The organism is Robertmurraya beringensis (assembly GCF_042433785.1).
Lineage (GTDB): Bacteria > Bacillota > Bacilli > Bacillales > Cytobacillaceae > Robertmurraya_A > Robertmurraya_A beringensis.
In genome coordinates this window covers 29,962-55,083 of the sequence record NZ_JBHLUU010000017.1, presented here as the reverse complement: position 1 = coordinate 55,083, position 25,122 = coordinate 29,962, and the positions used below count along the sequence as shown (strand labels likewise).

The window sequence follows — 25,122 nt, the reverse complement described above, 5'->3', positions numbered from 1 at the left end:
ATGAGATTTCCCATAGCGTAAGCTAGTAAGATCCCTGAAAGATGATCAGGTTGATAGGTCAGAGGTGGAAGCGCGGTGACGTGTGGAGCTGACTGATACTAATCGATCGAGGACTTAACCAAATTTAAATGATACTCATTCTTTTGACTTTGACTCTTTATCTAGTTTTGAAGGAACAACCTTCAAACTTTATAGTCTGGTGGCGATAGCGAAAAGGTCACACCCGTTCCCATATCGAACACGGAAGTTAAGCTTTTCAGCGCCAATGGTAGTTGAGGGTTTCCCTCTGTGAGAGTAGGACGTCGCCAGGCTTGTCCCTATTGGGACTATTATTTTTGTCTAAAATATATAGTTAGGCCCCTTGGTCAAGCGGTTAAGACACCGCCCTTTCACGGCGGTAACACGGGTTCGAATCCCGTAGGGGTCACCAAGTTTTTTTACGAAGTGAAAATAACCAAGTTTTTTCACGAAGTGAAAATAACTTTCCATTTCGGAGGATTAGCTCAGCTGGGAGAGCACCTGCCTTACAAGCAGGGGGTCGGCGGTTCGATCCCGTCATCCTCCATTAAGAATTTTTTCACGAAGTGAAAAATATTCATCCTTAAGTCACGAAGTGAAAAATATTCATCCTAAAGTCACGAAAGTGAAAAATAGTCTTCTTAATAAGCCGGCGTAGCTCAATTGGTAGAGCAACTGACTTGTAATCAGTAGGTTGGGGGTTCAAGTCCTCTCACCGGCACCACTTTATACCGAGCCATTAGCTCAGTCGGTAGAGCATCTGACTTTTAATCAGAGGGTCGAAGGTTCGAGTCCTTCATGGCTCACCAAAGTTTTTTGCTTCAGCAAAACAACTTTCCATTAATTATCATAACGCGGGTGTGGCGGAATTGGCAGACGCACTAGACTTAGGATCTAGCGCCGCAAGGCGTGGGGGTTCGACTCCCTTCACCCGCACCAACGTTTTATACAATAGTAAAATAATTTTCCATTTGCGGAAGTAGTTCAGTGGTAGAATACAACCTTGCCAAGGTTGGGGTCGCGGGTTCGAATCCCGTCTTCCGCTCCAAGAACTTCTTTTGCCGGGGTGGCGGAACTGGCAGACGCACAGGACTTAAAATCCTGCGGTAGGTGACTACCGTACCGGTTCGATTCCGGTCCTCGGCACCAAGGATTTTTACGAAGTAAAATATCCATCGATAAATTGCAAAGCAAAATAGGTTTCATTTTTTCCTTATCACTTGGATATCAAAGTGAAAAACATGCGCCCGTAGCTCAATTGGATAGAGCGTCTGACTACGGATCAGAAGGTTATGGGTTCGACTCCTTTCGGGCGCGCCATATTAGTTTTAATCGGGGAGTAGCTCAGCTTGGTAGAGCACTTGGTTTGGGACCAAGGGGTCGCAGGTTCGAATCCTGTCTTCCCGACCATCTAACTTTATTATGGGGCCTTAGCTCAGCTGGGAGAGCGCCTGCCTTGCACGCAGGAGGTCAGCGGTTCGATCCCGCTAGGCTCCACTTAGATTTTTTCACGGAACGTAGTGTAGTGAAAATAATCTTCATTAATTCCTGAACATGTGTTTTAAAAATTCAATGAATTATTTTGGCGGTGTAGCTCAGCTGGCTAGAGCGTACGGTTCATACCCGTGAGGTCGGGGGTTCGATCCCCTCCGCCGCTACCAAAGATACGGAGGTATACCCAAGTCCGGCTGAAGGGATCGGTCTTGAAAACCGACAGGCGGGTCAAACCGCGCGGGGGTTCGAATCCCTCTACCTCCTCCATTTTTTAAATGCAACACAGCTTTTTCTTATAATATTATCGCGGGGTGGAGCAGTCTGGTAGCTCGTCGGGCTCATAACCCGAAGGTCGCAGGTTCAAATCCTGTCCCCGCAATCTAAATTTTTCAATTAAATTTGAAAAATTTCTGGTCCCGTGGTGTAGCGGTTAACATGCCTGCCTGTCACGCAGGAGATCGCCGGTTCGATCCCGGTCGGGACCGCCATTTTATATGTATCAGTAGCTCAGTCGGTAGAGCACGATGAATAATCTTCTTAGAATTGCATCCAGCGTACCGATTTGAAAAATCGGGACGAAGGACGAAGCAAAACTGTATCTAGGGTACTATAATAAATATGGCTCAGTAGCTCAGTCGGTAGAGCAAAGGACTGAAAATCCTTGTGTCGGCGGTTCGATTCCGTCCTGAGCCACCATTCATATTAATGTTTCTTATCATTTTTATATGGAGGGGTAGCGAAGTGGCTAAACGCGGCGGACTGTAAATCCGCTCCCTTGGGTTCGGCGGTTCGAATCCGTCCCCCTCCACCATTATGGCGGTTGTGGCGAAGTGGTTAACGCATCGGATTGTGGTTCCGACATTCGTGGGTTCGATTCCCATCAGTCGCCCCATTATTTATAAATTTTTTCATTGGGCTATAGCCAAGCGGTAAGGCAACGGACTTTGACTCCGTCATGCGTTGGTTCGAATCCAGCTAGCCCAGTTATGGCAGCATAGCCAAGTGGTAAGGCAGAGGTCTGCAAAACCTTTATCCCCGGTTCAAATCCGGGTGTTGCCTCCAATTTTATATTTGCGGGTGTAGTTTAATGGTAAAACCTCAGCCTTCCAAGCTGATGTCGTGAGTTCGATTCTCATCACCCGCTCCAAATAGGGGCCTATAGCTCAGCTGGTTAGAGCGCACGCCTGATAAGCGTGAGGTCGATGGTTCGAGTCCATTTAGGCCCACCAGATTTTTTACCCTATTAAAATAATTCTTCAATGTTCCGCAGTAGCTCAGTGGTAGAGCAATCGGCTGTTAACCGATCGGTCGTAGGTTCGAGTCCTACCTGCGGAGCCATTTTTATGTCTATGGGGAAGTACTCAAGAGGCTGAAGAGGCGCCCCTGCTAAGGGTGTAGGTCGGGTAACCGGCGCGAGGGTTCAAATCCCTCCTTCTCCGCCACTATATAGATGCGCCTTTAGCTCAGCTGGATAGAGCATACGCCTTCTAAGCGTACGGTCAGAGGTTCGAATCCTCTAAGGCGCGTAAAAAATAAAAACACAACAAAAACGCTATCAAGCGTTTTTTTGTTGTGTTTTTTTATCTTTTAAGAAAATGTTAACCCTTGGGCTTTTCAGATAAACTTGAAGAGTAGAGGGTGGGAGGCCACTTCCACATAGGAGGTTTTTTGAGTAAGATACAAATAAGAGAAGAATAAAAGGAGTGTACATTTTGATTAAATATAAAAGTCTCCATCACGTAAGTCTTACAGTTACAGATTTGGAAAGAGCAAAAGATTTCTATGGGAATGTATTATGTTTAAATGAAATACCACGTCCAGATTTTGATTTTTCAGGTGCCTGGTATGAAATAGAGGGACAGCAACTCCACTTGATCGTTGATCCTTCTTCACAGACGATTCGTCAGGATAAAAGCTTATCCAGCAGAGAAGGTCACTTTGCTCTGAGAGTAGAGAACTATTATGATGCGCTTACATGGTTAAAACAAAATGAAGTGGAAATTCTTGAAAAACCCTACGGAAAAAGTGGATTTGCACAAATTTTCTGTGCTGACCCAGATGGTAATTTGATTGAACTTAACGTTAATCAAACAGAATTATAAGAGTTGGAATAAAGCTTCAGGAATAATCAGTAAAAACATAATAAATAATATGGTTATGAAAACTTTTATCCTATCGATTTTCATATTCGTTTTACTCGCTTTCACAAGTGAAGTGCAAGCGGAAGAGATGATCTCTGTGAGATTACGAAATTATATTGGAGATACCTCTAAAATACCATTTTACATAAAAGGTAATTATTCAACATTAGATCCAGCATTGGTGTTAAATGAAGGGGATGAATATACAATTTCATTTAAAGATGGCAAAATGTTTCTTATTTGCGGTAAGTCAAAAATGGAAATCGGTAGCCCGTTCATTTTATATCCTGATACTTATGATGAAGAGCACCTAATATACATTGATGGAAGACCTTATATGGGAGCGGTAGAGTTTGATATAGAAGGAAAACACATAAGACCTGCTAATCAGATACTATTAGAGGATTACTTAAAAGGAGTTGTTCCATTTGAAGTGTTTCCTGAATGGAATATTGAGGCTTTAAAGGCACAAACGTTAGCTGCTCGCACGTATACAATCACCCATAAGAATCCCCAACTCGACGACACCATCCAATATCAAGTTTACGGAGGATACAATGAATTTAGTAATACAAAGAGGGCTGTAATTGATACAAAAGGAGAAATTATTACATTTCAAAATAAGCCCATAAGCGCTTTTTATTCTGCAAGTAATGGTGGAATCACAGAGAGTAATAAAAATGTATGGGGCGGAAATCCAAGCCCATATTTCCCAATCAAACCAGATCCTTTTGATCCCATTCAACCCTGGGATTTTACATTACAAAAAACACAAATAGATCTGGATGAAATTCAATCGAAGGACTGGAACGAGCTAAAGGAGAAAGATGGTAAAATCAGCGACTCTATTAAAAAATGGCTTAATCGAAATGGTTATGAAGGTGACATAAAAATTTTAGGTATTCCTTTTATGGCAATCGATAAAGTTAAAAATGAATCACAAAGGTCGATGATTGGCTCGATCCAAATTGAATTTATGAGAAGGTTGATTGATGGAACCATTTTATTCGAAAGAGTTTCGTTGGATCATGTTGAATTAAAAAAAATACGTCCAATGATAGGTGGAGGTCATTTTAGAAGTTACTTAATAAGTTCATTTGAAATCAATCCAACTTCTTATAAAGTAAGTGGCAAAGGCCATGGGCATGGCGTTGGTATGAGTCAATGGGGGGCAAATGAAATGGCAGAAGAAGGGAAACACTACAAAGAAATTATTGGACACTATTATCCTGGCACCCAAGTGAAAGTGACTCAAACCTTTCAAGAATAATATTGTAGTGAATACCATGTGATGATATCTTTCGGGTATCATCCTTTTTTTTGCCGTTCATACTGATTTGGAAGGGATAGAAAAATAAACATCTAATTATTTTCAGATTTAATCATTAACACTAGTGAAATTTCCTGTCTTTATTTATATTGTAATTATAGGAATGTAATAAATAGATAAGGTAGCCCTACTAACTTAAGGAGCTGATCGTAATGGGAAAAGTTACACCATTCTTAATGTTTCAAGATGGCAAAGCAGAAGAAGCAATGAATTATTACATATCTATTATTGAGGATTCAGAAATTACAAGTATTGTTCGCTATGGAGCGAATGAATCTGGAGATGAAGGAACGGTAATGCAGGCTACTTTTTCTATAAAAGGCCAAGAATTTATGTGTATAGATAGTAATTTAAAGCATCAGTTTACATTTACTCCATCCTTCTCAATTTTTGTTACATGTGATACCGAAGAAGAAATTAACAACGTTTATCAGAAACTGATCGAGGGCGGACAAGCACTTATGCCAATTGGTGACTATGGTTTTAGTCAAAGGTTTGGTTGGTTAAATGATCGATTTGGTGTGTCATGGCAACTAAATCTTCCTTCGTGAAGTAATTTTTTTATGGGAGGAAACAACATGGCAGTTCTGAATCCAAAGGTTGATGATTATTTAAGTAAAGTTAAAAAATGGAGGGAAGAATCTGAGCGGTTGAGACAGATTGTTCTTGACTGTGATCTGACCGAAGAATTTAAATGGATGCATCCGTGTTACACGCTTGAGAAGAAAAATGTCGTATTAATACATGGATTTAAAGAATATTGTGCACTTCTGTTTCACAAAGGTGCCTTATTAAAGGATCCCCATGGAATTCTTGTCCAACAAACCGAGAATGTACAGGCGGCACGCCAGATTCGATTCACTCATCTTCAAGAAATAATTGAACTAGAACCTATTTTGAAAGAATACATACTTGAAGCCATTGAAGTGGAAAAAGCCGGTTTGGAAGTAACTTTAAAAAAGGATACAGAATTCATTATTCCAGAAGAACTTCAAGATAAATTCGATGAGTCACCAGACTTAAAAACTGCTTTTGAAGCATTGACACCGGGACGGCAAAGAGCATATATTCTTTATTTTTCTCAACCAAAACAATCCAAAACTCGAGTGTCAAGGGTAGAGAATTGTATGGAGAGAATTCTAAGCGGAAAGGGATTAAAGGATTGCACTTGTGGACTTTCTAAAAAAATGCCCTCCTGTGATGGCTCGCACAAGAACATTCGATAAAAAAAATATGATAAAAGTAAGGAAGGAAGTTCAAAGCTATGGATATTGAAACAGTGATGCAAGAGCTTGAAGCCCTCGGTAAAGAACGAAGTAAGAAAATGTACATATCCAATGGTGCGCACGAGCCACTTTTTGGCGTGGCAACAGGGGCTATGAAACCAATTGCAAAGAAAATAAAAATCAACCAAGATTTAGCTGACAAGCTTTATACCACAGGTAATTACGATGCCATGTATTTTGCAGGCATTATTGCTGACCCAAAAGCTATGACTGAAGCAGATTATGAACGCTGGATAGATGGTGCGTATTTTTATATGCTGTCCGATTATGTGGTCGCAGTCACTTTATCAGAGTCAGATATTGCACAAGACGTTGCAGATAAATGGATTGCAAGCGGTGACGAATTGAAAATGTCGGCTGGATGGAGTTGCTATTGCTGGCTTTTAGGGAATCGAAAGGATAAAGAATTTTCCGAAAGCAAGATTTCCAATATGCTGGATATGGTGAAAAATTCGATTCATGATTCGCCGGAACGAACCAAATCTGCTATGAATAATTTCGTATACACGGTGGCGATTTCCTATTTGCCGCAACATGAAAAGGCAGTCGAGGTCTCAAAGGAAATAGGAATCGTAGAAGTCAAACGAGACAATAAAAAAAGCAGTTTCTTAAACGCTTATGAAAGTATTCAAAAAGAAATGGATAGAGGGAAGCTTGGTTTCAAACGTAAATATGTACGATGTTAAAAAATAGTTTTGTATCGGGATGCTGATCTAGAAATTACGTGGGAATAATATTTCTATTAAAAATATTTAGAAAATACTATTGACAATTTGTTAATAGAATATTAAATTAAGTTTTATACTTTATTAAAGTAAATGAATAAAATACGTTCTCTTATCAAGAGTGGCAGAGGGACTGGCCCGATGACGCCCAGCAACCGTTCCGAATGGAATTGGTGCTAAATCCTGCAAAACAAGATTTTGTTTTGAGAGATAAGAGAGGAGTAGTCCTTATTTTGTGATGAAACCTCTCTTTTCTGGAGAGGTTTTTTATATTTTATAAAAACTCTCCTAAGAGCAACGTTGGTAAGAAGACATAAAAAACAAAAAGGGGAGAAAGAATCATGAAGAGGAACTTTTTAAAGAGTGCATTTGTATCAGCTATCGCTGCAACACTTTTGCTTACAGGCTGTGCAACAGGGGGAGAAACAAAGGAAGCAACAGGATCGAACACACCGATTGAAGGTGTACCTGAGCGCTTTGCAAATGGAGACCAACCAAAAATCAAAGTTATTCGTAAAATTGGTGGGGACGATCACACAGCTCAGTTCTTAGCAGGTGCAAAGCAAGAAGGGGAAGCATTAGGATTCCAAGTGGATGTATTTACGGCAAATGGAGATACAGCGAAATTTCATGATGCGATTAATCAAGCGTTAAATCAAGATTATGATGGATTTGTTATTTCTCACGGTGATGATGATGCTACCGTTAATGACATACAGAAAATTGTTGATGCTGGAAAAAGCGTAGTGGCATTTGACTCGAATGCAAATTTAACAAGTGTTGACGGTGTTACTCTTGTGTCACAAGATGATGAAGCACTAGCTACTCTATCATTGGATCAATTAGTAAAAGAAACAAAAGGGGAAGCCAATATTGCATACCTATGGGTGGACGGATTCCCACCAATGGTTAGACGAAATAAAGTGTATGAAGAGGTTCTAGCAAATAATCCTGGCATTAAAGAAGTGGAGCGCTTTGGCGTAGCAGCAGCTGATACTAGTGTTCAAACCCAAAATGCGGTTGCTGCAATGTTGAATAAATACCCTAAGGGTGAACTTGATGCGATTTTTGCCACTTGGGATGCTTTTGCCATCGGTGCGGCTCGCGCGTTAAAAGAAGCTGGCAGAGAAGAAGTTAAAATCTATGGAATCGATGTTTCAAATGCTGATTTGCAGGAAATCCAAAGAGAAGGCAGCGCTTGGAGATATACGGCAGCTGTTGATCCTAAGTTGATTGGTTCAGTAAATATGAGAATACTAGCAAAGAAATTAGCAGGCGAGGAAACACCACAAACGTATGATTTGGAAGCTTCACTTATCTCTCAAGAAGACCTTCAAAAGTCAAAAGATCCTGTTAATATGGTCAATTTAAGTGAAATCATTGAAGGATGGGGTCAATCAACAGAATTTGAAGAAGACTGGATGAAGACGCTAAAGGAACACTATAAGAAGTAAGGGACTTATTGATAGGCACTCTTTTTCACTAGATAAAGAGAGTGTTTCTTTGAAGAAAGTATAAAATATTGAACTTTGAACAGTGTCTAGCTCCAGCGCCCAGCGACTAGTGTACTTCGCTCTCCTCCCTACGATAAGTCAACATCGGATCGCTAACGCTCTCCGTGTTTCCTTTATCTCAGTCAGAGCGCTCCAGTCCATACGTCGCTTAACGGGCGCTTGCGCTTTTCTTTGAAAGGACGGTGACATCATGACCACTTTAGAGATGAAAAATGTGTCAATTGAATTTCCGGGTGTAAAAGCATTAAATAGGGTGGATTTTTCAGTTAAAAGCGGGAAAACTCATGCCTTAATTGGAGCCAATGGTGCTGGGAAGTCAACCTTGATGAAGGTTCTTTCAGGGGCATATGATCACTATACTGGTGAAATCACATTGGATGGACAATCTATGACCATTCGTTCGCCCAAAAGTGCCATGGACGCAGGAATTCAAATTGTATATCAGGAAGTGGATACAGCTCTGATTCCCTATTTAACGGTTGCGGAAAATATCATGTTAATGGACACGGTACACAACATGGGAAAGAAGCAATGGGTTAATTGGAAAAGCTTGCATTCTAGAGCGGCCACCATCCTATCAGAAATGAATTTGTCTCTTCCAACTAAAAAACTAGTAAGTGAATTAACATTAGCAGAAAAACAAATGGTCTTAATCGCCAGAGCGGTGTCAAAAGAATGTAGATTCCTCATCTTAGATGAGCCGACAGCACCTCTTAGTCATACGGAGACAAATGAGTTATTTCGTATCGTACAAGAATTAAAGAACCGTGATGTTGGAGTTATTTTCATCTCACATCGACTTCCAGAGATTTTTGAGATTTGTGATGATATTACGATTATGAGAAATGGGGAAGTAGTTGAGAGACAGAGGATTTCGGATACTAACCAAAACAAAGTAGTGGAGCATATGCTTGGTCAAAAACTCGGTGACCAGTTTCCTGATAAATTCATGACCATTGGAGACACATTCCTTGAGGTAAAAGGACTTACAGATAAAGATAAGATTAAAGATTTTAGCATGAACGTCAAAGCAGGGGAGATTGTGGGAATTGCTGGACTTGTAGGTGCCGGTAAGACCGAGTTCTGTAAAGCTTTGTTCGGGGTTGAAGGCAAATTAGTGGCAGGAGAAGTCAAGGTTAACGGAAAAAGAGTTAATGTTAAAAACCCGTATGAAGCGGTTAAGAATGGACTGGCCTTGGTCCCTGAAGAGCGCCGAAAAGAAGGGATTCTTGTAAATGCGTCGGTTGAATCAAATTTAACTGTAGTGAATTTAAGGCATTTTTCAAAAGATTTTAGTTTCCTGGATAGGAAAAAAGAAAAGTTAGTTGCAAAGGCACTGATCAATCGTCTTGGAATAAAGACACCTTCTGAAGAAACAAAAGTTCAAAATCTTTCTGGCGGTAATCAACAGAAGATTGCCATTGGCAAGTGGCTCGTAGCCGATGCTGATGTCTATATTTTTGATGAGCCGACCAAAGGTGTAGATGTTGGAGCAAAAAAGGACATTTTTAATCTTATTGTCGAGCTGGCAAGCCGCGGAAAAGCTATTATTTATGCATCATCTGAACTATCAGAGATTATGGGAATTACGAATCGGGTCTATGTCCTTTATGATGGAAGATCAGTGAAGGAACTAGAAACAAAATCAACTAATGAAGAAGAACTATTATTCTATTCAACAGGGGGCAGGTAAGATGGAGGCAAACATAACAGCAAAGAAACAGACCCCGGCAAAAACGTCATTTGATCTATTCCAATTTTTTTATAAATATGGAACGATTATTACGATCATTGCACTAGTGATCATATTTTCATTGGCCAATCCCGCATTTATACAAGGAAATAATATTGTAAATATCCTGCGTTCCATTTCAATTGTAACTATCATTGCAATCGGGATTACCATCAGTTTAACGGTTGATGGCTTTGATCTTTCCGTTGGATCGGTGGCCTCCTTATCAAATGCAATCGTGATTTCTATGTTCGTTTGGTTTTCGCAAAATACCTTTGTAGCTATTATTTCGGCAATTGCCGCAGCATTAATTGTAGGGATATTGAATTCTATTATGATTGTAAAAATGCGGATTCCTGATATGTTAATGACGCTTGCAACCATGTTCGTTATTCAAGGAACGGCATTGACCTATACAAAGGGAGCGACTGTTTCACAAAACATGGTGTTGCCTGATGGAACGATGGCAGAAGGCCTTATTAGTCCGTTTTTTTCGAAAATCGGCCAGGTGCCATGGATTATTGTCATTATGGTTGTTGTCGTTGTTGTGGTTCATATCTTTTTAACGTATACGAAACATGGAAGATACATGTATGTGATCGGGGGAAATAAAGAAGCAGCAAGACTATCAGGTATTCCGGTTAATAAGTACAAAGTGGCTGCCTACCTGCTTTCTGCGCTCTTTGCCGCCATTGGCGGAATTGTCTTAGCTTCACGGGTTATGACATCTGAAATCAACTCAGGTGCACCTTACTTAATGGATTCTGTAGCAGCTGCATTTATCGGATTTTCCGTTTTAGGTGCCGGTAAGCCAAATGCATTCGGAACCTTCGTTGGTGCGGTGTTGATCGGGATTTTAGCAAACGGACTTGTAATGATGTCTGTTCCCTATTACGCAATGGACATCGTAAAGGGAACGGTTTTAGCATTTGCATTAGCCATCACATATTATAAACAAAAATAATAAATGGAAGAGGCCTATTCGATGTGAATGGGTCTATTTTTATTTTTAAAATTGAAAAATCATGGTTTCCTATGTTTTGGATTGCATTAATAAACAACTGTTAGCCCCAATATTGCTGATAATGGTGACCGTATAGTGGCTGTGGGTATTGCCGAATATATCGGGATGGTTCATGCGTTTGATTAATATGTTGATAAGGGCTATGATCCGTTGATCTATTACAATCCTTGTATGGACCTATATATGTTGATGGTTTAACAGATGAAGTGGCTTGTTTCCATTGATTTTCATTAAGACAATAGGTATGCGCCATGATTTTTGCAGGGGTAAATTTCAATATATCAGAACCTAAAATAACTTCTGGAGTAGGCGCATTAAAAATAGCCAAAAGATGGGTGTTATCAACTAAAGCTATTTCATAATGCCACCATCCTTGTGGAACATTTGCCACTTGTCCAGGTGTAATAGTGTAATTTAGGATTTGTTTTGTAAAAGGATTTAGTATCGATACTGTAGCAGAACCAGAAATACAATATACAAGTTCGGCTGCATTTTGGTGATAATGCGGTTCTACTATATTATTCGTGCTAAGGAAAATATCTAAGAGAGACACATTTTCAAGTGTATTTAACTGTTTAATACCTAAAACATTAATATAGTTTTTGTTATCTTTAATGAACAAGGGACTTGTATTAACATCAAAAGTGAATTGAGTGGATGGAGATGTATAATCCATATATGAAACCATAAATATTTCTCACCTCTGTATTTTAAACATAAATCTCTAGGCATGTTATGCACGAGAGGGTTGTTCGGTGTAACACTTTTATAGCGTATATTCAAAGTGTGAAATTATAAATAAAATTTTTTCCTACTAATTAGTAAAAAAATTTACTTGTTAGGGTGGTGGTTGAATCGTATAATATGGGTATGGATAATTGGAGGTAATTGACAATGGCAACGATTAAAGATATAGCAGAACAGGCGGGTTTTTCGATTTCCACCGTTTCCCGAGTGTTGAATAATGATGAGAGCCTTTCTGTACCAGATGAAACACGTGAGAAAATATATGAGGTAGCTGAGAAGCTTAACTATAGAAGAAAAACCGTTCGGCAGTTAGTAAATAATATCGCCTTTTTGTATTGGCTAACAGATCAAGAGGAGCTTGAAGACGTTTACTTTAAAACGATGAGGCTTGAAATTGAAAAGTGGGCAAAAAAGTTTAATGTGGAGCTTACCACGTACAAAATTGCAGATGGAATAGCGAAAATTCCTGATAATATCAAGGGATTTATAGCGGTGGGGTCTTTTACAGACAAAGAATTACACCGTCTCAGAAGCATTACCCTAAATGGAGTATTTATTGATACAACTCCGGACTCTGTTCATTACGATTCCGTTCGGCCGGACCTGTCTGAAATGACGAAAAGAGCAGTGGATTTCTTTGTTGACAAGGGGCATAGCAGAATCGGCTTCATTGGAGGCACATTTCATAATCCGAATACAGGGCTTGAGGAAATGGATATAAGAGAGAAAACATTTCGTGCCTATATGACAGAGAAGGGTCAGTTGAATGATCGATATGTATTTTGTCGGAGAGGCTTTTCCGTGGATAACGGGTACTCTCTTATGAAGAATGCCATAGATACATTGGGAGAGGAATTGCCCACTGCATTTTATATAGCTGCTGATCCGATTGCGGTTGGTTGTTTACAGGCTTTAAATGAATATGGTATTGCGATACCAGGGCGAGTTAATCTTATTAGTGTAAATAATATTAGTATCGCAAAGTATGTTTCTCCACCACTTACGACTTTTCACATTGATTTAATGGAGTTATGTAAGAATGCAGTACAGTTATTGCTTGAAAGAGTGGTAGAGAAGCGGAAAATTGTTAAAACACTCTACCTTGGTTCTGAACTAATAGTTAGAAAAAGCACGGAATAAGAATGGATTATTAGTAAAAAATGAATGTTTTTTCTAGTAAAAGCGCTTCTGTAAATAACAGAAACGCTTTTTTAATTAAGGACAAAATACACAATTTAAGAAACACCCCATATGCTATTGAAAAAATGTTCATATGGAGTGATAGATACATGGAAAATCACCGTGTCGTGAATGAGTTATTTCCAGCTTCAATTAGAACTATAGACGGGATTCAATGGGGATATATCAATAATATAGGACAATTTGTTATCCCTCCTCAATATGAGGAAGTAAATGTATTCCAACCGAACGGGCTGGCAATCGTATGGCTAAACGGTCGTGCAGGTATAATTGACCAAAACGGCAAGTTTGTAGTCCGCCCCATTTATCATTCCATTTATCCCTTTTTTGAAGGCCTTGCATTTGTATTTGAGGATGAAAAGGGCTATAGCGTGATTAATGAGAAAGGAGAAATTCTAAATGACAAGCCCTACCCGTTTTCGTATATTGGTGATTTTCGGGAACAACGAGCTGTTATTCAGGAATTTGTAAATAGAACAGAATTTCTTTATGGCTATTTAGATTCTAGTGGGAACATAATCATTCCTCCTCAATATATCTATGCACATGATTTTCGTGACGGTAAAGCAATAGTAGGACTGAAGGACGGTACATCTGCAATTATTGGGTTGGATGGTGAGATCCTTACTATCTATCCTTTTGAACAAATGGGTCCGTTAAGTGAAGCATTGATTTCCTTTAGGAAAACTGTTCGGGATAAAGCTGGGTATGTAAATGAAGCAGGGAAGGTCGTCATCCCTCCTCGCTTTTCGTATGCTGGTCCCTTTGAGAAGGGAAGAGCCATTGTTAATGTCTCAGAGAATTATAAAAACGAATATGGATTTATTGATAAAACAGGAGCTTATATTCTTGAACCAAAATACCATGATATTCAACTGTTAAGGGGAGAGCGGGCTTCTGTTGCCAAAGCGATTGACCCAGAGTATCCTCAGGCTGGTACGATTTTTGCACTTGCCGATACGACTACTGGTGTATTTTTGACGGATTTTAGTTATGACAGTATGAATGAATTTGAAGGAAAATATAGCAGCGTAACAAAAGGGATAAGCTCTTTTTTTATCAATAAAAACGGCAGACGAGCTTTGAATCTACCCGTAATTCATGGAGTAGGAACACTTAGTTTAAAAGACCATTTGATTCAAGCCTTTGTTGATGAACGATATTCATACTTTAATAGATATGGCCATCTCATTTGGGCACAAAATTCCATTCTTCCCTTAAATGGCTCTCTTTTTATTCATGAAGGAAAGTATAGACCGACTAAAGATTATCTAGTGTATTATCCACAAATTGTTGGAATGACGGATAAAGAAGCTCAGTCTAAAGTAAACCAAGTGTTAAGGGAAACATCAAGAGTGAAGGAATTACCTAAGAATGAACCGTTATATTATAGTTATTCTGGCGATTTTAATGTCCAATTTTATAAGAAACATTTACTCGTTTTGGAATTGACAGGATATGAGTATCCCTTTGGTGCAGCCCATGGTATGCCATCAAAAATCAATATTCCCATTGATCTAAATACGAGCCGTATTTATGCATTAAAGGATTTATTTAAGCCTGACAGTAATTATGTAAACGTACTAAGTGAGGTCATAAGGAAGCAGATTCAACAACAAGAGGATTCCTATATTAACGAAGAAGATTATAAAGGGATAGTAGAAAACCAACCTTTTTATGTAACGAAAGAGGAGCTAGTCATCTATTTTAAGCCCTATGAGATCGCAGCCTATGCTCTAGGATTCCCAGAGTTTAAAATCTCTTATCAAGACATAAAGAGTGTAATCAATGAAACGGGAGCCTTTTGGCGATCTTTTCAATAATGTAAAAAAGAAGGGCTTGTGTGTATATACACACAGCCCATTTTTAATGAGATTTTTCTCTTGTTTTATCTAAATAATAAGCAGTGATCCATGAGGTAATCGGAATAATCAAGGCTACGCCTATTCCAGCACAAAGAATGTTAATCATTTCAGAACTGAATATTTTTGAATTGTCAATGTCTCCAAGTGAGTAAGAAAGGTCTTTAAACCAAATAAGCATAGCTAAGTATCCGCCAAAGAAGGCGAAAAATAATGTATTTGTATTGGTTCCGAGTATATCTCTGCCAATGCTGATTCCAAATGAAAATAATTCCTTCCGACTAACCTGCTGATTATGATTGTAGAGCTCGCGCATAGGAGAAGCAATGGAAATGGCCACATCAATAATGGCTCCTATCGTACTCATAATAATCATGGCCGCCCCAATCTTTACAAAGTCGACTCCTAAATACAAAGAGAACATGCTGAGTTCTTCCGTTTCTTCTTCTCCAAATCCTTGAATCATTGATTTCTCTGTGACAACCACAATGAAAAATAGCAAAATAGCCAAGGTGATAAGGGTAGAAACAAAGGCAGTGATGGTTTTATTGTTTACTTCATTGATAAAAAAGAGATTAATACAACTAATGATTGTACAGGCAATCAAGGTTAGAATAATTGGGTTTGCATTTGGATCCGTCATGATAAGGATGGTCAAAAGGAGGACAGCAAAGTTCAAAAATAAGGCAATAAAAGACTTTGCTCCTTTTTTCCCACCTATCACTACCATTAGAATAAATAAAATCACTGCTAGACAGAATAATGCATTCATGATTTTGCCCTCTTTCGGTTAACAAAAAAGATAGATATATATAGACCGATCGGGATCGTTAATACAATTCCGATTCCACCAGCAAGGGCCCTAGCTAATTCCAGGGAAAGATTCATGGAAAGAGTGTATCCAAGAGGAGAACCATTCTTCATATATAAAATGAGCATCGGGATAGAACCACTTATATAGGCAAAGAACAATATATTGGTCATCGTTCCCATCACATCTTTTCCAATTTCCATACCAGAAGCTTTAAGCGCTTTTATTGATATAAGATTGTTTTTTTCGTACAACCCAAAGATAGAAGAAGACATAGTAATGGCTACATCCATCACAGCACCTAGAGATCCGACTAATATTCCCGCCATAAATACCGTTTGAGGGGGACGAGTGAGAAACTGCATTTCTTCGTAACGAAGGCCTTCTTCAGAAGTTAGCCACAGTACTAGATAAGCTATGAATAGAGAAACAAAGGTTGTTACAAGGGTGGCTATTACTGCTGAATAGGTTTTTTCATTAAAACCGTTAACAAGTAGCAAGGAGATGGCAGTAAATAGGATCGCACTGATACTGCAAGTGACTAACAAGCTGATGGCTGATGTTTTTACATACATATCTAAGGCATACGAGAGGAGAACGGCGTTGACTGCTAAGCTGACAATTGAAAACAACCCTTGCTTTTTTCCAACAAAAAGCAAAGTGAAGATAAAAATCCATGCTACGATTAGCACGTATTTATCTCGTTTTACGTTTTTGATGCTTCCGGTTAATACTCCATCTTCATGAGTATTCGTATCCATCCATACAAACAGTTCATTTCCAACCTGATATTCTTGGTCATAAGCTCCTGAAGCGGAATATTGGTTGGTTAAATGGATCAGCTCTCCCTTTTTATCTCCATTTTTTAATTCGGCTACTATTTGTTGTGTGAATAGTTGATCTTCATTATTATGCATGTCCGTTACTTTGGTGGTATCTTCTAGTTTGGTCTCGATGACCTTCGCTATGGGGCGTTCATAGAATGAGTAATTGTTATTCACAAAAATAACAGAGCTTACAAAACAAAGAGCTAGTAGTACATACATCACGATTTGTTTGTAAGTTAATTTGTTCAACTGGTTAAGTATTAGATTCAAAATAAACCTCCATCGATTGGAATGGACTCAGTGTAAAACAATGACCTAAAAATAACAAGAAATTAAGAGAACAGTCAAGGGAGACTTCTATAGGCGTTGGTTGTAAAAACATGACAAACTGATAAAATAGAACAATAATCTACATGGAAAGTTGGAGAGTGAATGACAAATCGTAGTGTGATTTTTTTTGATATCGACGGAACCTTACTTACCCATAACAAAGAGTTACCTGCCTCAACAAAAGAAGCGATTTTCACATTGAAAGAGCTGGGTCATGAGGTAGCGATTGCTACAGGAAGAGCTCCTTTTATGTTTGAAGAGTTGAGACAAGAGTTAGACATTCATACATACGTAAGCTATAACGGCCAGTATGTTGTATTAAATGGAAATGTCTTACATACAAATCCATTACATATTGAGTCACTTGAAAAATTAACTGCTGCTGCTCTTGAGAATGATCATCCCGTTGTGTTTATGGATCATGAAGATATGAGAGCCAACGTACCGGAGCATGACTATATTAAACAGAGCATCGATACGTTAAAAATTGATCGATTTCCTACACATGATCCTCACTATTACAAAGGTCGTGACTTGTATCAAACCCTACTTTTCTGTACTGAAGGGGAGGAAAAGCAATACGCAGAGCAATATGATGCGTTTGATTTTGTCCGATGGCATCCTGTTTCCTTAGACATCGTGCCAAAGGGTGGATCAAAAGCAAAGGGGATCCAAAAGATCGTAGATGCGCTTGGATTTCCAGCTGAAAGTCAATATGCTTTTGGTGATGGACTTAATGATTTGGAAATGCTCTCCACAGTGAAAAACAGCGTAGCTATGGGAAATGGAGAGGAACAAGTAAAAGAAGTGGCTAGGTTCGTTACCAAGTCAGTTGAAGAAGATGGTATTCTTCACGGACTGAAAATGGTGGGGCTTTTATAGGAGTAAAAGGGATGGGATCTGTGATTCTATCTCTTTTTTTTATGAATTTCATACTTATATCACAAATGAACGGTAAACTTGGTTACGGTAATGAAAATGACATTGTTCAAGAAGGAGATCTATAAGTGGAAACGGTTATCAACACAACAACGAAATCAGACGCACAACAAAAATCATCTCTTTATCGGGCTGTATGGAGATGGCATTTTTATGCTGGGATTATTGTTGCGCCTTTCTTAATCATCCTTGCCGTTACGGGTTCTATCTATTTATTTAAGCCACAGATCGAACAGGTGATATATCAAGATTTATTCGAGGTTACGCCACAGGGTGATAAAATTCCGGCATCGCAACAAATAGAAGAAGTAAAGAGGCTATATCCTGACGCAGTGATATCTAAATATCGGCCGGGAGAAAATGCTACACGTTCGAGCGAGGTAGGTCTCACAGTAAATGATCAATCTTTAACCGTCTTTATGGATCCGTACACGGGAAAATCCATAGGTGAATTAAATAATGAAGATCGCATCATGGATAAAATAGAGGAATTTCACGGCGAGTTAATGATAGGAACAATTGGAGATAGAATCGTAGAATTAGCTGCATGCTGGACCATCGTGTTGATGGTTACAGGCCTTTATTTATGGCTTCCTAGAAAGAAGCCGAATATGTCAGGTGTCCTTTATATGAGATGGAATAAAGGAAGAAGTATTTTAGCTAGAGATCTACATGTTGTTCCTGCTTTTTGGATAACAGCAGGAATGTTATTTTTGGTTATGACAGGGTTACCGTGGTCAGGGTTTTGGGGAACCCAGTTTCAAACGATCGCTACCAACTCTGGGGCAGGGTATCCCCCTTCCGTTTGGGTAGGAAATGCACCTGTCTCGACCGTTACGAAAGATATTGCGGAGGTTCCATGGGCAGCTGAAACATTAGATGTCCCGGTTTCAGAAGTACAAAGCTTTATTCCAGTCTCGATCGATGATGTGGTTCAGATTGCGAACCGTGAAGGGGTACATCCAAGTTATACAGTCTTTCTTCCAAAAGAACCAACGGGAGTGTACACGTTATCCGCTTTTCCGCCAAAAGCTGAAGACGAGATCACAATGCATATTGATCAATATTCAGGAGCGGTGTTAACTGACTATCGATTTGATCATTATGGTTTAATTGGACAAGTTGTTGCCCTAGGGATAACCTTGCACAAAGGAACGCAATTTGGGTTAATCAATCAGTTGGCAAGTCTTCTTATTTGCTTAGGAATCATTCTTGTTGCCATTAGTGGATTTTATTTATGGCTAAAGCGGAAGCCGAGAAAGAGTATGGGTGCACCAAAATCGACTAGCATTAAAAATATGAAGCTATTTTTAGTCGTTTTAATAGGTTTGGGTATTCTGTTTCCTTTGGTTGGTTTGTCCCTGATCGTCATTTTTCTGATGGATGTGTTATTGATTAAAAGAATCCCATTCTTGAAGAGGTTTTTACATGTGTAGCAACAAGGGGGATGGAACGTTGAAAAAGGTATTTTTAATCACAATCTTTGGTTTGTTACTTGGTGGATGTTCTCTTAAAGAGGATGCGGCTGAGTTATATTTGCAAGAACAGCCCCTTCATGCAGAAGTGGTTCTACCTGAAAGGATAACGAGTGAGGAACCAGTACCAATCAAGGTCATTCTTACTCAAGATGGAAAAAAAGTAGAAGAAGTAGATTCTGTAGAATTTGAAATGTGGAAACATGATGACACCAATCATGCTACGGTTGAACAACCGAGTGAACTTGAAGAAGGAACTTATGGAATAAATAAAACGTTTGAACGTGACGGGCTTTATTATATAAAGATTCATGCAAGTAAGGGTAATGCAATCATTATGCCAAAGTTTCAAATCGTTGTTGGTGAGCTTTCGAAGAGTGAGTTAGAATACTTACAAAAAGATCTTCCAGAAAAAGAGGAAGGCCATGAGCACCATCATTGATATAAGATTCCCGCATCTAGGATGAAAAGGGTGCGCCCTTATCTGTTGGGGAATCGGGTTATGCAACCGAGCGGATAAATAGACGGGAAAATTCCGCTTAATTAGCAAATACGACTAAAAATGGCTTAAATAGACGGAGAAATTCCGCCTATTGACTCAAAAAACGTGAAAAAGGGGAGATTTTCTTTGCGTAAGCGGAAAATCTCCCCTTATTTTACCCCTAAACGAGCTACGTTCTGCATCTAACCGGAAAACCTCCGCTTGTTTTACTTTTGCTGTTTACTCGGTTAAGGACAAGACATCCTATTTAACTCAAAAATCCAAGAAGCATGACAGTGAGATTTTATATATATTAGGCTTTTATATTTTAAGTTTCTATGTTCCAAAATAGCACGATATGCTAAATTGGGTATAAGAAGTTTCTGTAAGGGTTTTCTTGCATGAGGAGGTGGGAAATGTTTTTCTCATTACGTAATCGTTTATTTTTGGTTTTTACTTGTTTGTTAACTATTCCATTTGTCATCTTCTCCTTCTTGGTTCCAAGTTGGTTTTCTTCGGTGATTGAAGAACAGACTCAGGATTTAACTGTGGAGATGATGGATCAATATTCGTTGTATATCCAATCGATTACCACTCAGGCGGAGGATTTAGGAAAACAAATTCTCGTCAATCCAACGACATTGCAGTGGATGAAGACAGATAAAGTGTCATCGGATGTAACGAAAAATCAAAGGTTATTAATCAGGAGTCAAATGAAGAGTCTTCTTGCTTCAATGACGGTTAATAACTCAAATGGAATGTCCGTCGGGGTCATGCTCAATGATGGCACAGGTGCATGGGGAAACAACCCCCTTTTAAAGCAGGAAAACTGGTATAAGGAGTATATGGGGGATGGAAACTCGTTTGTCGCGTCCCATAAAGATCCCTATCAACCTACTCCAGGGAATATTAATAGTTATATATCGCCGTTGATAGATATGAATACACTCGCGTCATACGGCATCATCAAGGTGAATTTTCCAACAGAATTGCTTGAGACGGCTTTAAATAAAAACAAGATTGGACAAAAAGGACATGCCTATTTGTTAAATAAACGAGGAGAGAATGTTTTAACAGGGGAGATTCATACACCGAAACAGGTGCTATCGACTAGCCTAACAAAAATCAATAATAGTAAAGAGAATAATGGATTGATAGAAGTAAAGTTGAACAATGAAACATACTTCGTGTTTTATCAAAAATTATCTGTTGGTGGTTGGATTTTACTTAGTGAAGTAACGAAGTCGGATTTATTTTCAAAGGCGAATGATCTGCGCCATCGCATGCTTACGATCTCTGGATTCGTTTTCTTACTTACTATTTTGGCCTCGTACATGCTTTCATCCAATATTGTCAGTCCCTTAGGGAAGTTGGCAAAAGCAATGGGCTTTATCGAAAGAGGAGATTTTGCCGGTGCTAAGCGGTTTATGCCAACGATTAAATCTCAAAACAATGAAGTTGGTTATCTAGTAAATGTATTTGCACATACAGTCGATCAACTAAAAACTAGAATTGAGACGGAATATGAGGCAAATATTCGGAGGAAAGATGCAGAATACAAAGCCTTGTTGCTACAGATTAACCCTCATTTTATGAATAATACGCTTGAAATCATCGGTGGCTTGGCAGCTCAAGGGAAAAATAGAGAAGTGATGAATGTTAGCGTTTATTTAGGACGAATGATGAGGTACTCCCTAAACACTCAAAATGATGAGGTCACTTTAGGGGAAGAAATGAGTTATATTCGCAGTTACACCAATATTTTAAAAATGAGATATGTGGACACCATTTCTATTACGATTGAGGAAGATAGCTTGGCCAAACACCTTCCAATCATTAAATTTATCCTCCAGCCACTAGTGGAAAATGCAGTGAAATACAGCTTTAGCGAGAAAAGTTATGCTGATATCTTCATCCAAACAAAAATGATTGATGACCAATTACTATTATTGGTTGAAGATAAAGGTGTGGGAATGTCGGATGATATGTTAGTAGATCTTCTTCATCAGGAAGACACACAGAAATCAACAAGTGTCCTACAAAGTAAGGGAACGAGTATTGGTCTTAGAAATGTACTCGGTCGTTTAAAGCTTTATTACGGTGAGGACTTTTCTTACCAAATTGATTCTACCAAAGGGATAGGGACAAAAATCCAGCTGCGTATTAAGTATAGTGGAGGTGACCCGAGATGCTGAAGGTACTCATCACGGATGACGAAAAGCAAGTGCGTATGGGGCTTCGGATGAAGATTGATTGGGAAGAAGAGGGGTTTGAAATCATTGGAGAAGCATCTAATGGAAAAGAAGCATTAGAATGGTTACGAACGATGAAAACAGACCTTGTCATCACTGATATGAGAATGCCTATTATGGATGGTCTTGAATTTGCTCAATGCTGCTTTGAAGAATTTCCACAGGTGAAAGTGATCGTGCTGTCTGGATACTCTGATTTTGAATACGTCAGAGGTTCCATGCAAAAGGGAGTAAAGGATTATTTATTAAAACCTGTTGCTCCCGATGAACTAGAAGAAGCTTTAAGAAAAATTCGCAAAGAAACAGAAGAAGAGAAGAAAAAGCAGGCAGAAGCTGCCCAAATGAGACATCTCGCCATGAGCCACCTCCAAGAAGTACAAGAACAATATTTGCTTTATTTAGTAAAGGAAGAGTGGACGAAGTCATCAATGGTTAAAGAAAGACTTCGCCAACTTCATTTAGAAGACATGGCAAGTGATAGCAGAGAATTCCGTTTTATAACAGTTGAAATCAGGGATAAAAACGAGCAAGCCCTTCGTTTAAGAGAATTATGGCTCCCTTTTCAAATGATGTGCAAAGAAATTGCACAGGCTGAGAAGGGCTTGTATCCGTTTTATGATCCTAGTTATGCGAATATGATTCATTTTTTAAAGGTTATAGACAAGGAAGAGGATACGCTTCCGAGCCTGGTCCGAGATATTCAGAAAAATGTACAAAATCTACTTCAATTAGAGACCGTGGTTGGCTTGGGCAGTGTGGTAGAGGGAGTAGCTAACCTGAAAAATGGCTATATCTCTAGTTTACTAGCTTGGAGCAAGAGCCAATTAGGTCCTCGTTCTCAGATTATGGATGCGTCTCATTTACAGGAAGACGATTTTGAATTTTCGTCAGATATGGAAAGAAAACTGATGAATGCGGTAGAAACGGCCAATTTAGGATTATTTAAGGCAAATCTAGAGACTCTTTTAGGAAGAAACGAAGCTCAGTCCATTATGGCCTTTTCCTTCCTCTCGAACCGGGTACTATTTTTATTAGGATCAGCTGCCCGTAAATATGATATGGAAACAAGCGAGGTTCAGAGCATGATGTGGGGTTGTCAGCAAAGTATTTGGGAATTGAATTCTTTCCCTAAAGTGATTGAACAGCTGACAGAGTTAGGTCAACTGATTATTGAAAAGGTAAGAACGGCTCGATTTTCGAATGGAAAATTGATTATTGAGGGTGTTCGTCAGTACTTGGATCAGCATTATGCCAATGAAATCTCTCTTACCTTTTTATCAGAAATGTTTCATATTAATAGCGCTCATTTGTCAGAAACCTTTAAACATCAAGTGGGACAAAATTTTAGCGACTACCTTCTGAATGTAAGAATGGAAAAAGCAAAGGAATTTTTGAAGGACAAGCAGCTTAAGATCATTGATGTGGCCAATTTGGTTGGTTATTCGAACTCTGGATACTTTAGTACGGTTTTTAAGAAGCATTTTCAGCAAACACCTGCAGATTTTCGTCAGTCATACGAAGAAAATATAGGAAGGATATGAACAGATGGAAAAACGGATGGTTTCCCTTCTATCTTTCGGTATTTTTCTTGCCCTGTTGGTCATTTTTCTTTTCCTCCTTCAACCGGAAGGAAAAGAAGAGAAAGAGGCACAACCAAAGGCTGAGCAAAAGATCTTGCTAACGTTTTGGAGAAACAGAGGAAATGATGCAGAAAATAAAGCTTATGAAGAATTAGTTTCTTCCTTTGAAAAGGCGAATCCAGATATCAATATTCAGATGAAAACCATTCCTTACAGCGACTATGAAGTGAGACTCAGGACAGAAATTGCAACAGGAACTCCTCCCGATATAATGGCAATAGATAGCCCAACACTTGCCCTTTATGCTAATGCAGGATCGCTCTTATCTATTGATACGTACATGAAAAGTGAGGGAAATATTGAGGACTTCCCAACGTCCACTTTAAGAGGGTTAAGCTATAATGACCAAATCTATTTAGCCCCCATTGCTGAATCGAGCATTGCTCTCTTTTATAATAAGCATGTTCTAAAAGAAGCAGGGGTTTCTTTCCCATCACCCAATCCGGATGAACCATTAACTTGGGACGAAGTGATTGAGATTGCCAAAAAGGTAACTAATCCGGAAAAAGGGATCATGGGCATTGATCCTGGCCAAGGATTTGGGGAAGGAGAAGCACCTGCCTACTTTAAAATGCCCTTCTTGTGGCAGTTTGGAGCCGATGTGTTGAGTCCTGATGCAACAACGGCAAGTGGATATTTGGATTCAGAGAAGGCCATTGAGGCTTTGCAATTATACCAAGATCTTTACCACAAGCAAGCGGTCGCTTCAGTAGAAATGGGAACAGATGACTTGATAAAAGGGAAGCTCGCGATGAGTGTATTAGGATCGTGGACACTTAAGGACTTTGAAAGAAATGCAGATTTTACTCTTGGGGAGGATTTTGGAGTAGCTCCATTACCAAAGGGGACGTATCAGGTGTCCCCTAATGGAGGGTGGGCACTAGGGATCTCGTCGCAGTCCAAATATCCAAATGAAGCATGGAAGTTTATTAAGTACGTAACTGGATATGAGGGAATGAAGAAATATGTCACGATTACAAGTGATCTGCCGGCCAGATACTCCGTAGTAAAAGATATCCCGGAACTGAATCAGTATCCCTTAAATATTTTTATCGAGCAAACTCTTAGGCACTCGCAAAACCGTCCAGTCACTCCAGCCTATCCTGTTGTAAGCAATGCGATTCGGGTTTTATTTGAAGACATCGGTATCGGAGGGAAGGATGTTCATACCTCCGCCAAAGAGGCTGTCAAAAAGATTAATGCAGGAATACAGGAATTTCAGAAACCATAAAGGAAGGATCCTCTAGCTAAATAAGCTAGAGGATTTTTTTTGCTTTTGAAAACGATTCCATCA

At 39.2% G+C, this 25,122-nt stretch carries 19 protein-coding genes, 24 tRNA genes, 2 rRNA genes and 1 riboswitch; of the genes, 42 read left to right on the top strand and 3 right to left on the bottom strand.

From position 1 onward, the window contains the following. From ACFFHF_RS06385 to ACFFHF_RS06220, 34 genes are all read left to right on the top strand, one after another. Nucleotides 1-122, top strand: a 23S ribosomal RNA gene (locus tag ACFFHF_RS06385); the annotation flags it as partial. A gap of 73 nt (nucleotides 123-195) precedes the next feature. Next, nucleotides 196-311: ribosomal RNA gene (rrf, locus tag ACFFHF_RS06380) — 5S ribosomal RNA — on the top strand. Between the two features lie 44 nt (nucleotides 312-355). Continuing rightward, nucleotides 356-430 (top strand) — tRNA-Glu (locus ACFFHF_RS06375). Between the two features lie 62 nt (nucleotides 431-492). Then, nucleotides 493-565: transfer RNA gene (locus ACFFHF_RS06370), tRNA-Val, on the top strand. A gap of 101 nt (nucleotides 566-666) precedes the next feature. After that, a tRNA-Thr gene (locus ACFFHF_RS06365) sits at nucleotides 667-742 on the top strand. Between the two features lie 9 nt (nucleotides 743-751). Beyond that, nucleotides 752-827 (top strand) — tRNA-Lys (locus ACFFHF_RS06360). 45 nt (nucleotides 828-872) lie between these two features. Further along, nucleotides 873-957, top strand: a tRNA-Leu gene (locus ACFFHF_RS06355). 34 nt (nucleotides 958-991) lie between these two features. Further along, nucleotides 992-1,066 (top strand) — tRNA-Gly (locus ACFFHF_RS06350). A 12-nt stretch (nucleotides 1,067-1,078) separates the two neighbouring features. Continuing rightward, a tRNA-Leu gene (locus ACFFHF_RS06345) sits at nucleotides 1,079-1,167 on the top strand. A gap of 94 nt (nucleotides 1,168-1,261) precedes the next feature. Then, nucleotides 1,262-1,338, top strand: a tRNA-Arg gene (locus ACFFHF_RS06340). 13 nt (nucleotides 1,339-1,351) lie between these two features. Continuing rightward, nucleotides 1,352-1,428, top strand: a tRNA-Pro gene (locus ACFFHF_RS06335). Between the two features lie 14 nt (nucleotides 1,429-1,442). Beyond that, nucleotides 1,443-1,515 (top strand) — tRNA-Ala (locus ACFFHF_RS06330). 87 nt (nucleotides 1,516-1,602) lie between these two features. Further along, nucleotides 1,603-1,679: transfer RNA gene (locus ACFFHF_RS06325), tRNA-Met, on the top strand. Between the two features lie 7 nt (nucleotides 1,680-1,686). Further along, nucleotides 1,687-1,779: transfer RNA gene (locus ACFFHF_RS06320), tRNA-Ser, on the top strand. 38 nt (nucleotides 1,780-1,817) lie between these two features. Beyond that, nucleotides 1,818-1,891, top strand: a tRNA-Met gene (locus tag ACFFHF_RS06315). A gap of 33 nt (nucleotides 1,892-1,924) precedes the next feature. Then, nucleotides 1,925-2,000, top strand: a tRNA-Asp gene (locus ACFFHF_RS06310). Between the two features lie 132 nt (nucleotides 2,001-2,132). After that, nucleotides 2,133-2,208, top strand: a tRNA-Phe gene (locus ACFFHF_RS06305). 31 nt (nucleotides 2,209-2,239) lie between these two features. Beyond that, a tRNA-Tyr gene (locus ACFFHF_RS06300) sits at nucleotides 2,240-2,323 on the top strand. A 5-nt stretch (nucleotides 2,324-2,328) separates the two neighbouring features. Further along, nucleotides 2,329-2,404: transfer RNA gene (locus ACFFHF_RS06295), tRNA-His, on the top strand. Nucleotides 2,405-2,424: 20 nt separating this feature from the next. Further along, nucleotides 2,425-2,496, top strand: a tRNA-Gln gene (locus ACFFHF_RS06290). A gap of 4 nt (nucleotides 2,497-2,500) precedes the next feature. Further along, nucleotides 2,501-2,574, top strand: a tRNA-Cys gene (locus ACFFHF_RS06285). A gap of 11 nt (nucleotides 2,575-2,585) precedes the next feature. Continuing rightward, a tRNA-Gly gene (locus tag ACFFHF_RS06280) sits at nucleotides 2,586-2,659 on the top strand. Between the two features lie 5 nt (nucleotides 2,660-2,664). Further along, nucleotides 2,665-2,741: transfer RNA gene (locus tag ACFFHF_RS06275), tRNA-Ile, on the top strand. Nucleotides 2,742-2,775: 34 nt separating this feature from the next. Then, a tRNA-Asn gene (locus tag ACFFHF_RS06270) sits at nucleotides 2,776-2,850 on the top strand. Between the two features lie 13 nt (nucleotides 2,851-2,863). Beyond that, nucleotides 2,864-2,954 (top strand) — tRNA-Ser (locus ACFFHF_RS06265). A gap of 10 nt (nucleotides 2,955-2,964) precedes the next feature. After that, nucleotides 2,965-3,038: transfer RNA gene (locus tag ACFFHF_RS06260), tRNA-Arg, on the top strand. Between the two features lie 186 nt (nucleotides 3,039-3,224). Further along, nucleotides 3,225-3,614 carry a VOC family protein gene (locus tag ACFFHF_RS06255; protein WP_160548215.1) on the top strand — a complete coding sequence of 130 codons (390 nt, stop codon included), beginning with the start codon at nucleotides 3,225-3,227 and terminating at the stop codon, nucleotides 3,612-3,614. Beyond that, on the top strand, nucleotides 3,583-4,923 hold the full coding sequence (locus ACFFHF_RS06250; protein WP_377057726.1) for a SpoIID/LytB domain-containing protein: 1,341 nt from the start codon (nucleotides 3,583-3,585) through the stop codon (nucleotides 4,921-4,923). Before ACFFHF_RS06255 ends, ACFFHF_RS06250 begins: the two co-directional genes overlap by 32 nt. A gap of 212 nt (nucleotides 4,924-5,135) precedes the next feature. Further along, nucleotides 5,136-5,534, top strand: coding sequence for a VOC family protein (locus ACFFHF_RS06245; protein ID WP_160548216.1), 399 nt, complete (start codon nucleotides 5,136-5,138; stop codon nucleotides 5,532-5,534). Between the two features lie 27 nt (nucleotides 5,535-5,561). Beyond that, nucleotides 5,562-6,209, top strand: coding sequence for a DUF1801 domain-containing protein (locus tag ACFFHF_RS06240; RefSeq protein WP_160548217.1), 648 nt, complete (start codon nucleotides 5,562-5,564; stop codon nucleotides 6,207-6,209). Between the two features lie 38 nt (nucleotides 6,210-6,247). Beyond that, nucleotides 6,248-6,955 (top strand): DNA alkylation repair protein, encoded by a 708-nt coding sequence (locus ACFFHF_RS06235; RefSeq protein WP_377057725.1) that lies wholly within the window; start codon nucleotides 6,248-6,250, stop codon nucleotides 6,953-6,955. 148 nt (nucleotides 6,956-7,103) lie between these two features. Continuing rightward, nucleotides 7,104-7,211: riboswitch (SAM riboswitch) on the top strand. A gap of 124 nt (nucleotides 7,212-7,335) precedes the next feature. Then, entirely contained in the window at nucleotides 7,336-8,448 is a 1,113-nt protein-coding gene (locus tag ACFFHF_RS06230; RefSeq protein ID WP_160548219.1) for a sugar ABC transporter substrate-binding protein, read from the top strand. A gap of 250 nt (nucleotides 8,449-8,698) precedes the next feature. Next, the gene (locus tag ACFFHF_RS06225; protein ID WP_377057724.1) at nucleotides 8,699-10,201 is read left to right on the top strand and encodes a sugar ABC transporter ATP-binding protein; all 1,503 of its coding nucleotides are present in this window, start codon (nucleotides 8,699-8,701) and stop codon (nucleotides 10,199-10,201) included. A 1-nt stretch (nucleotide 10,202) separates the two neighbouring features. Continuing rightward, nucleotides 10,203-11,204 (top strand): ABC transporter permease, encoded by a 1,002-nt coding sequence (locus ACFFHF_RS06220; RefSeq protein ID WP_160548220.1) that lies wholly within the window; start codon nucleotides 10,203-10,205, stop codon nucleotides 11,202-11,204. A 100-nt stretch (nucleotides 11,205-11,304) separates the two neighbouring features. Here ACFFHF_RS06220 and ACFFHF_RS06215 read toward each other — a convergent pair whose 3' ends face one another. Further along, entirely contained in the window at nucleotides 11,305-11,952 is a 648-nt protein-coding gene (locus ACFFHF_RS06215; RefSeq protein WP_160548221.1) for a cupin domain-containing protein, read from the bottom strand. 206 nt (nucleotides 11,953-12,158) lie between these two features. Here ACFFHF_RS06215 and ganR point away from each other — a divergent pair, with 206 nt between their 5' ends. Together ganR and ACFFHF_RS06205 are read left to right on the top strand one after the other, a co-directional pair. Next, nucleotides 12,159-13,151 (top strand): galactan degradation operon transcriptional regulator GanR, encoded by a 993-nt coding sequence (gene ganR, locus ACFFHF_RS06210; protein ID WP_160548222.1) that lies wholly within the window; start codon nucleotides 12,159-12,161, stop codon nucleotides 13,149-13,151. Between the two features lie 149 nt (nucleotides 13,152-13,300). Next, nucleotides 13,301-15,034, top strand: a complete 1,734-nt coding sequence (locus ACFFHF_RS06205) for a WG repeat-containing protein (RefSeq protein ID WP_160548223.1) — start codon at nucleotides 13,301-13,303, stop codon at nucleotides 15,032-15,034. A 43-nt stretch (nucleotides 15,035-15,077) separates the two neighbouring features. Here the strand turns inward: ACFFHF_RS06205 and ACFFHF_RS06200 are convergent, their stop codons facing one another. Beyond that, nucleotides 15,078-15,845: a YibE/F family protein gene (locus tag ACFFHF_RS06200; protein WP_160548224.1), complete on the bottom strand. Its 768-nt coding sequence runs from the start codon at nucleotides 15,843-15,845 to the stop codon at nucleotides 15,078-15,080. Then, nucleotides 15,842-16,981 carry a YibE/F family protein gene (locus ACFFHF_RS06195; RefSeq protein ID WP_377057722.1) on the bottom strand — a complete coding sequence of 380 codons (1,140 nt, stop codon included), beginning with the start codon at nucleotides 16,979-16,981 and terminating at the stop codon, nucleotides 15,842-15,844. Before ACFFHF_RS06195 ends, ACFFHF_RS06200 begins: the two co-directional genes overlap by 4 nt. Nucleotides 16,982-17,143: 162 nt before the next feature. Here ACFFHF_RS06195 and ACFFHF_RS06190 point away from each other — a divergent pair, with 162 nt between their 5' ends. From ACFFHF_RS06190 to ACFFHF_RS06165, 6 genes are all read left to right on the top strand, one after another. After that, nucleotides 17,144-17,923 carry a Cof-type HAD-IIB family hydrolase gene (locus tag ACFFHF_RS06190; RefSeq protein WP_160548226.1) on the top strand — a complete coding sequence of 260 codons (780 nt, stop codon included), beginning with the start codon at nucleotides 17,144-17,146 and terminating at the stop codon, nucleotides 17,921-17,923. A 125-nt stretch (nucleotides 17,924-18,048) separates the two neighbouring features. Further along, the gene (locus ACFFHF_RS06185; protein WP_377057721.1) at nucleotides 18,049-19,416 is read left to right on the top strand and encodes a PepSY-associated TM helix domain-containing protein; all 1,368 of its coding nucleotides are present in this window, start codon (nucleotides 18,049-18,051) and stop codon (nucleotides 19,414-19,416) included. A gap of 19 nt (nucleotides 19,417-19,435) precedes the next feature. Further along, the gene (locus tag ACFFHF_RS06180; RefSeq protein WP_377057719.1) at nucleotides 19,436-19,897 is read left to right on the top strand and encodes a FixH family protein; all 462 of its coding nucleotides are present in this window, start codon (nucleotides 19,436-19,438) and stop codon (nucleotides 19,895-19,897) included. Nucleotides 19,898-20,352: 455 nt separating this feature from the next. Next, a complete protein-coding gene (locus ACFFHF_RS06175) occupies nucleotides 20,353-22,131 on the top strand; it encodes a cache domain-containing sensor histidine kinase (RefSeq protein ID WP_377057718.1) in 1,779 nt (592 codons plus the stop codon). Further along, on the top strand, nucleotides 22,125-23,729 hold the full coding sequence (locus ACFFHF_RS06170) for a response regulator transcription factor (RefSeq protein ID WP_377057717.1): 1,605 nt from the start codon (nucleotides 22,125-22,127) through the stop codon (nucleotides 23,727-23,729). Before ACFFHF_RS06175 ends, ACFFHF_RS06170 begins: the two co-directional genes overlap by 7 nt. A gap of 4 nt (nucleotides 23,730-23,733) precedes the next feature. After that, nucleotides 23,734-25,059 carry an ABC transporter substrate-binding protein gene (locus tag ACFFHF_RS06165; protein ID WP_160548229.1) on the top strand — a complete coding sequence of 442 codons (1,326 nt, stop codon included), beginning with the start codon at nucleotides 23,734-23,736 and terminating at the stop codon, nucleotides 25,057-25,059. The last annotated feature ends 63 nt before the right edge of the window (nucleotides 25,060-25,122 follow it).